The sequence below is a fragment of the Bifidobacterium sp. LH_230 genome (assembly GCF_056357555.1).
Genome location: NZ_JBKEWJ010000004.1, coordinates 58,538 through 69,721, shown reverse-complemented (window position 1 = coordinate 69,721; position 11,184 = coordinate 58,538). Strand labels below are relative to the sequence as shown.

Sequence of the window (11,184 nt, the reverse complement as noted above, 5' to 3'; positions counted from 1 at the left end):
TAGTCGCACGATGGCGCACTGCCCACATTTTGCCCACATTTGGGCGCGCCTCGGGCACAACGTATTGCGGAATCAACACGATCAAGCAATTTCCGGCAGACAAATAAAAAGCCGCTCAGCCCTACTCCCGTAAGGCAAAGCGGCTTGTTTCCGCCAAAGCGGAATGGTGGAGATGCGGGGAATTGAACCCCGGTCCGGTAACCGTACCCTCAGTCTTCTACGTGCGTAGTCTGCTGGCCGTGCGGCAGTTTTTCTGCCCCCATCTATGTCGCAGACAACCGATGGCGAGCATATTCGCAGTCAAAGTCCCGACACAGCCCTGCAACGCAGCTGCATCAGCAAGTCTTCTAAACGACGCTCAGCATCCTCCCAAAGACGAGGAGGAGTGAACGGAGCGGCTGCTCACTGGTTAATCCTGGCGCGAAGCTCAGGCAGCGAGAGCGAACTCAGTGCGGTTAGATTTAGCACTTATTCTTTTGCCGGGGGCATCCACGAGCGGACCCGGCGTTCTCGGCACGCTTCCCTGCGACGAACAGGTCACCGTCGAAACCGATCATCCCCAATCTTGAATTATCAAGCTTCCGTTTGCACGGACATTTCAATATAGCTCGTCGGACCGGTCATGTCAAATCACACGAACCGTCGGCCTGTTCGGCGAGTCGTGCGCAACCCACCGAACAAACCGCCATGACCGCCACGACCGTCATTTGATGATCGGCCGCGACGGCGCTGAGACGTCCACCTGCTTCTTGTCGCCGATCACGTTCGGGTCGGACAGGATCTTGTCCACGATCGCCTTCTTGAGTTCCAGATCGGACGAATCGCCCCATACCACGGTGTGCTCGCCGCCGTTGAGCTCGGTGGTGATCGAATCCTGCGTGTTCGCGGTGACCTTGGTGATCGTCGTGCGCATGGAGTCGGGCAGGCTGCCGAGGATCTTGAGCGCCTCCTTGATGGCGTTGCTGTCCAGGCTCGTATCGATGTCCTTGACTTCGATCACGGGGATGCCGTCCGTGGACGCGTCCCCGACCCTGTTGAGCACGCGCGCCTTGCTGTCGACGGCGACCAGCGCGCTGCCCGACTCCTTGAGCATGGCGGCGGGCTGCTGGGCCTGGACCGTCACCGCAAGGCTTTTCGGGAACTGCTTCCTGGCCGTCGCCTCGGTGACGCCCGGAATGTTGCTCAGCTCCTTGACGACCTCGTCGGTCGACACCAGCAGCAGCGATTTGCCGGACTGCCGGTCGGCGATCTTGAGGATGTCGTCGCGGCTGACCCATTCGTTGCCGCCGGTCACGTTGATCTGTGAGGTTTCCAGGCGGAACACCGGCGAGAAGAACAGGAACCAGACCAGCGCCGTGATCATGGCCGCCACGGCGACGGCAATCAGCGAACGGACCGCGACGACCCGCATGTTCATGCGGCGGCGTTCCTTGCGCCGCGCGTTGAAGTCCACGATCTTGGGTCGGGTGGGCACGCCCAGCACGCCGGCCGTCTCGTTGAGCGTCCTGGCGACGACGTCCTCGCTGGGCATGCGCCGCGCGTCGATGAATCCCTGACGGATGGCGCCGGACGGTTGCTGCGCGGACGAGTCGCGCTGCCCGCTGGATACGGTTCTTGCGCCGCGCCGGCCCTGATGGGTCGCCGCGGCCCGGGAGCCGGCCGAACGTGACGAGACGGTACGAGACGAGGCGGAACGTTCGGATGCCGATTGCGACGACGCCGATCGAACCGTCTTGCGCGTCCCTTTGCCGCCGCCCTGCTGCGGTGCGGTGCGGGAACTGGCGATGCGTCGGACCATCAGCGCCCGTCCGTCGCGCGGCCGCACGCTTCCGCCTCATCGCCGGTCGGGCAATCGAACCGGTGCGCCTCCAGCGCGTGCAGCAGCACGTCGCCCATCGCCGTGATGTCTCCCGCTCCCACGGTGAAGATCACGTCGCCGTGATGCGCGCGCATGGCGAGCATCTGCGCCGCGGTGCGCATGTCGTCCACGGCGGCGATCCAACGGCCCGGCTCGTGGGCCAGTCCCGCGGCCGCGTCGACGATGGTGCGCGCGGTGACGTCGGGGAAATCGGCCTGCTTTTCGCGCGCGGGGAAGATGCCGGTGACGATGACGTCGTCGGCCTTGGCGAGCGCTTCGGCGAACTCGCGGGCGAAGAACTTCGTGCGCGAGAACAGGTGCGGCTGAAACAGGACGTGCAGCGTCGAGTCGGGGTAGCGGCGGCGGGCGGCGGCGAGCAGCGCGGCGATTTCGGTCGGATGATGCGCGTAGTCGTCGACGACGGTGACCTGCGCGACCGTGCCGCGGATCTGGAAGCGCCGCGCCGCGCCGAGGAACGTGCCGACCGCGCCGGCGGCCGCATGCGGGTCCATACCGAGCAGCGTGGCGGCGATGATGGCCGCGGTCGCGTTGCGCGCGTTGTGGACGCCGGGCACGATCAGGCTGACCGGCAGCCGCAGATCGGCGTCGTCGGATGAGCCGGTCAGGGCCGCGGGCAGGTCGATCGTGAAGCGTTCCGCACCGGTTCCGGCGTGTTCGGTTTCGGACTCGATGCGCACCAGCGTCGCCCCGTTCAGCTCGCCGATCAGCTCGCGTTCGCGGGTCGAATAGACGATGACATGCGCGGCGACGGCCGGGTCGAGTGCACGCAGCACGGTCAGTGCGCCCTCGTCGTCGGCGCACATGACCACGTGTCCGGTCGCATGGCCGGCGTGCTGCACGAACGCGGCATGATAGTGCCCCGCGGTGCCGTAGTGGTCGAGATGGTCCGGCTCGGCGTTGGTGATGATCGCGATGGTCGGATGGTATTTTTCGAAGCTGCCGTCCGATTCATCGGCCTCGGCGACGAGCACGTCGCCCTTGCCGGCATGGCCGCCGTCCATGACGGAGCCGTCCGGTCCTTGGATGGAGCCGCCGATCGCATAGCTCGGATCAGCGAGCGCGCCGGTGCCGGCGTGGGCGAGGATGTGCGCGAGCATCGAGCTGGTGGTGGTCTTGCCGTGCGCTCCGGCGACGGTGACGGCCCGGCGGCCGTTCATGAGCAGCGCGAGGATGTCGCTGCGGTGCACGATGCGCGCACCGGCCGCGTGGGCGGCGATGATTTCGGGGTTGCTCAGCTTGATGGCGCTGGAATAGACGACCGTGTTCGCTCCGGCGACGTTGTCGGCACGCTGGCCGAATTCGACGGTGATGCCCAGCGATTCGAGCCGGTCGGTTTTGGCGCTGTGCTCGCGGTCGGAACCGTCCACGGTCACGCCGTGTTCGTGCAGCATTTCGGCGAGCACGCTCATGCCCGCTCCCCCGATGCCGATGAAATGCGTGCGGCCGAGTACGGTCACGTCGTCATCCGGTCCGAACGCCGCGTGCGTGGGGTCCAGGACGATTGCTTCGTTGTCAATGGTGTCGTTCAACGGTATGCTCCTTGATTATTTCGCCAGTTCCAGCACTTTGCGGGCCATGATGTCGGCCGCGTCGCGGATGCCGTAGTTCCAGGCTTTTTCGCCGAACTGCCGCAGTCTGATCGGGTCGGCCAGCAGGGTCGGCACGTGATCGCGCACCCAGCCCGGGGTCAGGTCCTTGTCGGCCACCATCAGGCCGCCGCCGGCTTCGACGACGGGCTGCGCGTTGAACCGCTGTTCGCCGTTGCCGATCGGCAGCGGCACGTAGACGGCCGGCAGGCCGAGTGCGGCGAGTTCGGATACGGAGCCGGCTCCGGACCGGCAGATCACGAGTGCGGCGCATGCGAAGGCCAGGTCGATGCGTTCGAGGTATTCGGCGACGTGGTAGTCGCCGCCGTTCGCGTCGTCGAACAGTCCCGACAGTGCCGATTGGCCGGCCTGTTCGGCGACCGTGGCGCGCACTTCGTCGATTTTGCCTCGGCCGGTCAGGTGGATGACCTGCGCGTATTTGAGCAGGTCGGCGGCCGCGCCGGATACGGCTCGGTTGAGGCTCAGCGCGCCGAGCGAGCCGCCGGTGACGAGCACAAGCGGACGGTTCGGATCGACGCCGAGCTGCGCCGCGGCCTCGTCGCGTACGGCGACGCGGTCGGCGCTGAACCGTGCGCACAGTTCGGCGATCGCCGGGCGCAGCGGCAGGCCGACGCGTTCGACCGGCACGCCCTGACGGGCCTTGAGCCCGGTGTTATCGTACGCGGTGCCGATGTAGTCGGCCCATCGTGCGCCGAGCTTGTTGGCCATGCCGGCGCGCGCGTTCTGTTCGTGGATGAGGATCGGGATGCCCATCTTGTGCGCGGCCGCGTAGACGGGGGCCGACGCGTAGCCGCCGAAGCCGACGACCACATCGGCGTGACGGCGTTCGAGGATGTCGTGCACCTTCGCGGTTTCGCGCTTCCAACGCATCGGGAAGCGCAGCGCGTCGAGATTGGGGCGGCGCGGGAACGGCACCTTTTCGATGGTGTCCAGCTCGTAGCCGGCGGCCGGCACGAGGTCGTGTTCCAGACCGACCGCCGTGCCGATGACGCTGACGTGGGCGTTCGGATCGATGCGGCGGATGGATGCGGCCACCGCGAGCAGCGGATTGACATGGCCGGCGGTACCGCCACCGGCGAGGACGACGTTGCGAACTCCTGTACTCATAGTTCCTCCAGCTTAGTCCACGGCCGTACCAGCGCACGGTTGCGTGAGAGACGTTACATTCCGGCGTGTTCCGCGTCGATCTGCGGTTGGGATCGCATCAGGCCGGCGGCCGCGCCTGCGGCCATCAGACAAGTGATCATCGACGAGCCGCCCGATGAGACGAACGGCATCGGCACGCCGAGCACCGGGAAGATGCCGATGACCACGCCGATGTTCACCAGCGCCTGGCCGACCAGCCACACGGAGATGCACACCAGTACCATCGCCACATAGCGTTCCTTGACCTGCAGCGCCACGCACATGAGGCACCATCCGATCACGATGAACAGCAGCAGCACGGTCAGCGCGCCGACGAATCCGGTCTCCTCGCCGATGATCGCGTAGATGAAGTCGGTGTGCGCGGCGGGCAGATAATTCCATTTTTCGCGCGAATTGCCGAGGCCGACGCCGAGCAACCCGCCTTCGGCCAGCGCGTATTTGGCGTGCATGGACTGGTAGCACACGCCTTCCAGGTCGGTGCACGGCTTGTATGCGGCGAGGATGCGACCCATGCGGTTGGGGCTGGTGATGACGAGCGCGAGCACCAGCACGCCGAGTCCGCCGATCAGGCCGGCCATCCATTTGAGCGGGAACCCGCCGATCATGAACGCGGTGATGCCGATGAACACGATGATCAGGCCGGTGCCGAGATCCTTGCCGAGCATGACCAGTCCGAGCGCCGCGAAATAGATGATTCCGGGCATGAGATACGCCTTGATGCCTTCACGCGCATACTGTTTGGCCGATTTGCGCAGGGCGAAGGGCAGCCAGACGCACAGGGCGAGCTTGGTGAACTCGGCGGGCTGCAGTGAGATCGGTCCGAGGACGATCCAGCCGTTGTTGCCGGTTTCCGCCTCGCCGGTGCCCAATGGGGTCAGGGTGAGCAGCTGTCCGATCAGCGCGAGGATCATGGCGGCGGAGCAGAATTTGAGATAATGCTCCACCTTCACCCTCGACAGCAGCGCCGCGCAGAACAGGCCGGCGCCGCAGTACACGCCCTGGCTGATCGCCCGGTTCCACGGGGATTTTCCCGCGGACACCAAGGAGACCGACGAGCTGGAGAATACCATGATCACGCCGAAGCAGCACAGGACCAGCACCGCGACGAGGAACCCGTGGTAGCACCAGATCGGGTTGAACAGGGCGCGGATGCCGGTGTACGCGGCACCCTGCCCGTTGCGGGGCCGGCCGTTCGACTTGTTGCGCGGCCGAATGCCGCGCGGGTTGCCTGAGGTGTCTTCCGACCGCTTGGCGTCGGCCGATCCGGCGAAGAGCCGCAGCCGTTTCGCCGGTTTCGCGCCTGTGGCCGTGTCATCCGGCCGACGCTCGCGCGACGGCGAATCGGCGGAACCTGATGCGACGCGTCTACCGTTCGCCATGCGCCCCCGCCCAACGGGTTGCGGCCGCCGCGAACTGGTCGCCGCGGTCCGCGTACGACTTGAACTGGTCCATCGACGCGCATGCCGGTGCCATGAGCACCACGTCGCCGGCCTTGGCATACGTGCCGGCCGCGTCGACCGCACGATCCATGACGGTGGCGTTGTCGGCCGGGTCGATGACGGTCAGCGGGATGTCGGGCGCGCTGGCGGCGAACGCGTCGAGCATGGGCTGCTGGTCCTTGCCGATGATGACGGCGGCCTTGATGGTGTGCGCCTGATCGGCCACAAGATGCTCGAAACGGCTGCCCTTGGCGAGGCCGCCCGCGATCCAGACGACGGACTTCGCGCCGAAGCTGTTCAATGACGCGTTCGCCGCGTGCGCGTTCGTGGCTTTGGAATCGTCGACGAAACGGATCGTGCCGCCGTCCGTGAGCGTCGCGGTGGCGACGGTCTGGATGCGGTGGCCGCCCGGCGCGAAGCCCTGCAGGGCGCGCACGGCCGTCTCACGGTCGGCGCCGTAGCCGAGCACGAGCGCCAGCGCGGTCAGCGCGTCGGCGAGCAGATGCGGGTAGACGGTGCCGTCCGGCTCCCTCAGATGCGTGAACTCGGCGATCGGGGCAACCTGTTCCGCCACGCCCGGCGTACCGCCGGCGACGCCGCTCATGTCGACGATCCAGCCGTCCTTGACGCCGATCTGGCCGTCGGCCGGTTCGTGCAGCGTGAAGCCGACCTTGCGGCATCCTTCCGCTGTTTCGGCTGCAAACGCGAGTTTGGTGACGCGTTCGTCGTCGGCGTTGTAGACGAGCGTTCTGGTCACGCCGTGGAAGACCTTGGACTTGTCGGCGGCGTAGTTCTCGATGCCGCCGTGCCAGTCGAGGTGGTCGTCGGCGATGTTGGTGATGGCCGCGCAGTCGAGCGCGATCGAGTAGGTGAAGTGCATCTGGAAGGAGCTCAGTTCGACGCACAGCGCGTCGTGTTCCGGTTCGACGGCGGCGTGGGAGACGGATTTGCCGATGTTGCCGACCGCGGGGGCGTCGAGGCCGCATGCGGTGAGCATTTCGGAGGTCATTTCGGTGGTGGACGTCTTGCCGTTGGTGCCGGTGATGCCGATCCAGCCGGCATGTGCGCCGTGGCCGTCGCGGTCGGCGCGCAGCATCCACGCGAGTTCGACTTCGCTGATGACGGGGATGCCGCGGCGCTGCGCCTCGAGGATGAACGGGGTGCGCGGGTTGAACACCGGGGAGGTGCACACCAGGTCGACGTGGGTCCAGTCCACGTCGTCGAAGGAGTGCAGGTCGGCGGCCTCGTTGCGCTCGTCCACGCTGAACACCTTCGCCGCGCGCGGGCGCAGCACCTCGACCATGCCGCGGCCGGACACGCCGAGTCCGGCCACCATCACCGTCTTGCCATCCAATTCCATATCAGCCATCTCAGCCTTCCATCGTCAGTAGGTTCCAAACCACATACCGTTATACATCCGCCGCGCATCCGCGGCTTGCGCGGTTGCGCGTGCCGGTCAGCCCAGCAGGCCGGAGCGGGCGACCCAATCCGCGTAGAACACCATGAGGCCGCACAGCACGAACAGCAGTTCGACCATCCAGAATCGCACCACGACCTTCGTCTCGGTCCAGCCGCACAGTTCGAAGTGGTGGTGGATCGGGGCCATCTTGAACACGCGCTTGTGGGTCATCTTGAAGTAGCCGACCTGGATCACGTCGCTCATGGCCTCGATCACGTACAGGCCGCCGAGGATCACGGCGAGGAATTCGGTGTGCGTGGCGATCGAGAGCGCGGCGAACAGGCCGCCGAGCGCGAGCGAGCCGGTGTCGCCCATGAAGATCGTGGCCGGGTTCGAGTTGTACCACAGGAAGCCGAAGCATGCGACGGCCGCGCACACGGCGATGATGGTCAGGTCGAGCGGGTCGGACACCGCGTAGGAGAAGCCCTGGTGGGTGCCGCCCTTGATGTGGTACGACTCCCAGAACGCGATCATCGCGTAGCCGGCGAACGAGATCATCGACGAGCCGGCGGCCAGTCCGTCGAGTCCGTCGGTGAGGTTCACGGCGTTCGTCCACGCGGCCATGAGGAAGTTCACCCATACGACGAACAGGACGATCGAGACGATGCGGCCGGCGAATTCGAAGCTGATGAACGGCGTCTCGATGAAGCTCATGCCGGCCTGCGCGCTCGGGAAGCCCGACTTGGTGGGGATGATGAGCGCGAGCACCGCGTAGATCGTGGCGAGGATGAACTGGCCGATGAACTTGCCGGCGACGGTCAGGCCCTCGTTCTGCTTCTTGCGCACCTTCGCGAAATCGTCGACGAAGCCGAGGCAGCCCATCGAGAACATGGCGAACAGCACGAGCACGGCGGACCAGGAGGGCACGCTGCCGGAGTTGAGGTAGCGGTAGAGCGCGGACGCGCCCCAGCCGAGCAGCACCGCGAAGTTGATGACGACACCGCCGAGCGTCGGCGTGCCTCGTTTGATCTGATGCGATTTCGGCCCGTCCTGGCGGATGTACTGCCCGTAGTGCAGCTTATGGACCAGACGGATCAGCAGTGGCGTGCCGATCATGGTCACGGCCAGCGACACCAGCATGCCGATGATGAGTGCGATCATGGTTTCCTCTCAGTTCCTCAGTTCCAACGCTGTACGTATTCGGTTCGGTCTCGGTTCAGTCCTTGGCGGGCGCCCAGCGCGTCGCCAGGGCGCTCAGGCCCGAGGCGTGCGATCCCTTGAGCAGCACGACCGACGGCGTGTGTTCGGCGGCCAGACGCATGACCAGTGCGTCCGCCTCATCGGCCGTATGCGCCCAGTCTACCGAGGGGCGCTTATCTGCGGACGGGTTCTCGCCATCCGCCGCCTCGCGTGCGCCGTCGGCCAATGCACCGGCCAGTTCGTCGAGATGCGGGTCCGCTCCCCCGACCGCGACGACGGCGTCGGCTCCGACGGCGACCGCGTAACGGCCCATGTCCCGGTGGAGCCGGTCCTCGTCGCCGCCGAGTTCGAGCATGGCGCCGAGCACGGCGATGCGGAACGGCTGCGGATGCTCCGCCTTGTGCCATGCGGCCAGTCCGTCAAGGCCGGCGCGCATGGAATCGGGGTTGGCGTTGAACGAGTCGTCGATCAGCGTGAACGTCACGTCGTCGCGTCTGACCGTGGAGACGGCCATGCGGTGCGCGCTGATGCTGTGCTGCGCGGCGAGGATCGTCGCGATGCGCTGCGGCGTCATGCCGAAGTACAGGGCGACGTTGGCGGCGGCCAGCGCGTTCATCACGTTGTGCCTGCCTCGGATGCCGAGCGTGATGCCGGTGGTCTCGCGGCTCTCGCCGTCGGCGGCGGTCATGGTGAAGCTCGGGCAGCCGGTGTCGTCCTGCGCCACGTCGCTTCCGGTAAGCGTGAAGCCCTCATGGTTCGTCGTCGCGTCGGTGACGCCGAACCAGCGGATCTGTCCGGGTGCGATGGCGGACATGGCCGCCACGTGCGCGTCGTCGGCGTTGAGCACGCTTACGCCGCCCGGGACCAGACCGCGGATGATCTCGCTCTTGGCCTGTGCGATGCGTTCGACGGAACCGAATTCGCCCAGGTGGGCGACGCCTACCTTGAGCACGACCGCCACGTCGGGCGGCGCGATGGTGGTCAGCCGGGCGATCTCGCCGATGTGGTTCGCGCCCATTTCGGCCACGAAGAAGCGCGTGCCGGCGTTGACCTTCAGTGCGGTCAGCGGCAGGCCGATCTCGTTGTTGAACGAGCCGACCGGCGCGACGGTGCCGCCCAGATCGCCCAGCAGGTGCGACAGCAGGTCCTTGGTGGTCGTCTTGCCGACCGATCCGGTGATGCCGATGATCGAGAACGGCGCGGCTTCGGCGCGGCGGCGCTCAAGATTGTGCTTGGCGAGCAGGCCCAGCGCCTCGACGGTGTCGTTCACGACGATCTGCGCGATCGGCGCGTCGATCTCGTGGTCCACCAGCGCGCATGCCGCGCCCTGCGAGGCGACCGCCGGCACGAAATCATGGCCATCGACGCGTTCGCCGGCGATCGCGACGAACACCGAGCCGTCGTGCGCCTGACGAGAGTCGCTGACGGCCGAGGTCGCCAGCGGCGCATCGCCGTCGATCCCGTCGGCGTGCGCGAGCCGGCCGTTCACCGCAGCGGCGATCTCGTTGAGCGTCATCGGCATCATCGTCGCCGTATCGTGTGCATCCACCATCCAAAACCTCTCTTGTTGAACTTGACCGAAATTATCCTGTTGTCCGTCGTCCTACTTGCCCAGGTCGCGGCTGACGCGCAGCGCGTTGCGGATGTTGTTGCGCCGCACCCCGGCCGCCATCACCATCGCGATCGCCAGCGACGAGCGTTTCACGTCGCCCATGCCGCCGTCCTGCGAGGACGGGAACTGCATGGCGATCTGGTCCGATTCGATCGTGCGCCCGGTCAGGTGCGTCTGGGAATCCATGATGAACCCGTACCGGTTCCCCGTCTTGCGGGCGACGTCACGGTTGCGCGGATCGCTGTCCATGCCGTCCACGCCCAGTACGTCCACGTTGATCCCGCTCAGGGCGTCCGGGGCGAGCGTCGCGTCGTCGAGCGCGATGACCACGGCCGCCGAACCGTCCTCCTGGCACACGCCGAGCGTGCGCTGGACGTCGAGCGCGCCCAGCGGATACTCCAGCGGCAGGGCCCGTTCCAACGACTGCGAGCCGAACGAGTCGATCACGCTGACCGGATTGCCGAGCATGTGCAGCAGACGCGACAGCCGCACCACGTTGTGATGCAGGTCGTCGGCGCTGCCGTTCACCGAGCTTGACGCCAGCGCGAACACGGCGAGCAGGCTCGCGGGGGAACCGGCCACGTCGGCGGCCATCCGGCCGATCAATTCGCCGTCCGTGTCCCCGACCAATGCCGGGATCTCACGCGCGGCGACGGCCTCACGGTCCGCGGGCCCGACGATCACGGCGTACGCGCCGCGTTCCATCGCCCGTTCGACCGTCGCGCCGTCCACGGCTCCCCTCGGCACGAACAGCGCGCCCGGGGCCACCGAATCCACATCGTCCGCGATCGACGTGATCGTCACGTTCGCCGCGAACGACGGCACCAGCTCGTATCCGTAATGATCCGCGAGATATCCCAGCGTCACGCGCCTGGACACGCCTTCACTGACCGCACTCATTG

General features: G+C 66.6%; 8 protein-coding genes and 1 other RNA gene. All 9 read right to left on the bottom strand.

Annotated features, from left to right (window positions below; genetic code table 11):
- Positions 1-164: 164 nt before the first annotated feature.
- The 9 genes from ssrA to AC1A0G_RS03065 all read right to left on the bottom strand — a co-directional run bounded on the left by ssrA (position 165) and on the right by AC1A0G_RS03065 (position 11,182).
- Positions 165-561, bottom strand: a transfer-messenger RNA (tmRNA) gene (gene ssrA, locus AC1A0G_RS03105).
- Between the two features lie 142 nt (positions 562-703).
- A complete protein-coding gene (locus AC1A0G_RS03100) occupies positions 704-1,798 on the bottom strand; it encodes a cell division protein FtsQ/DivIB (RefSeq protein WP_476527407.1) in 1,095 nt (364 codons plus the stop codon).
- Entirely contained in the window at positions 1,798-3,288 is a 1,491-nt protein-coding gene (murC, locus tag AC1A0G_RS03095; RefSeq protein ID WP_476527513.1) for a UDP-N-acetylmuramate--L-alanine ligase, read from the bottom strand. Before murC ends, AC1A0G_RS03100 begins: the two co-directional genes overlap by 1 nt.
- Before the next feature lie 135 nt (positions 3,289-3,423).
- Positions 3,424-4,593, bottom strand: coding sequence for a UDP-N-acetylglucosamine--N-acetylmuramyl-(pentapeptide) pyrophosphoryl-undecaprenol N-acetylglucosamine transferase (locus AC1A0G_RS03090; RefSeq protein WP_476527405.1), 1,170 nt, complete (start codon positions 4,591-4,593; stop codon positions 3,424-3,426).
- 53 nt (positions 4,594-4,646) lie between these two features.
- The gene (locus tag AC1A0G_RS03085) at positions 4,647-6,011 is read right to left on the bottom strand and encodes a peptidoglycan glycosyltransferase FtsW (RefSeq protein ID WP_476527404.1); all 1,365 of its coding nucleotides are present in this window, start codon (positions 6,009-6,011) and stop codon (positions 4,647-4,649) included.
- Entirely contained in the window at positions 5,998-7,431 is a 1,434-nt protein-coding gene (gene murD / locus AC1A0G_RS03080) for a UDP-N-acetylmuramoyl-L-alanine--D-glutamate ligase (protein ID WP_476527511.1), read from the bottom strand. Before murD ends, AC1A0G_RS03085 begins: the two co-directional genes overlap by 14 nt.
- 96 nt (positions 7,432-7,527) lie before the next feature.
- Positions 7,528-8,631 carry a phospho-N-acetylmuramoyl-pentapeptide-transferase gene (mraY, locus tag AC1A0G_RS03075; protein ID WP_476527402.1) on the bottom strand — a complete coding sequence of 368 codons (1,104 nt, stop codon included), beginning with the start codon at positions 8,629-8,631 and terminating at the stop codon, positions 7,528-7,530.
- A 55-nt stretch (positions 8,632-8,686) separates the two neighbouring features.
- Positions 8,687-10,195: a UDP-N-acetylmuramoyl-tripeptide--D-alanyl-D-alanine ligase gene (locus tag AC1A0G_RS03070; protein WP_476527509.1), complete on the bottom strand. Its 1,509-nt coding sequence runs from the start codon at positions 10,193-10,195 to the stop codon at positions 8,687-8,689.
- Positions 10,196-10,273: 78 nt separating this feature from the next.
- On the bottom strand, positions 10,274-11,182 hold the full coding sequence (locus tag AC1A0G_RS03065) for a UDP-N-acetylmuramyl peptide synthase (protein ID WP_476527400.1): 909 nt from the start codon (positions 11,180-11,182) through the stop codon (positions 10,274-10,276).
- Positions 11,183-11,184: the final 2 nt, after the last annotated feature.